1 protein-coding gene is annotated in these 278 nt (G+C 63.7%); it reads right to left on the reverse strand.

Features of this window, described 5'->3' with window-relative positions; genetic code table 11:
- Positions 1-278: hypothetical protein (locus tag LB450_RS13645; protein WP_224489805.1), on the reverse strand; the 278-nt coding region annotated here is incomplete at both ends.

Consider the following 278-nt stretch of genomic DNA (forward strand, 5'->3'; position numbering starts at 1 on the left):
GTTCCAGCCGATCAGGTTGTTTGCTGCAGGCAGCGGCAGGTTGGTGCTCAAGCCCGTGGCGTTCGGCGGCAGCGTGATGGAACGCGACAGCCCCTCGTTGAGCTGCTGCGTCTCCATCGTCAATTTGTCCAACGCCTGCTCGTGCGAGGCCGCCGGGAACGGATCATTGGGGACGTAGTGCGTCAGCTGCGTGAACGGCACATTGCGCAGGATCGACAGTTTCTGCGTAGCGGTCGGCGCCACAGTCGTCGTGATCGAGCCGCCGGACTGGTTGCCAG

It is taken from the genome of Psychroflexus curvus (assembly GCF_020164585.1).
Taxonomy (GTDB): domain Bacteria; phylum Bacteroidota; class Bacteroidia; order Flavobacteriales; family Flavobacteriaceae; genus Psychroflexus; species Psychroflexus curvus.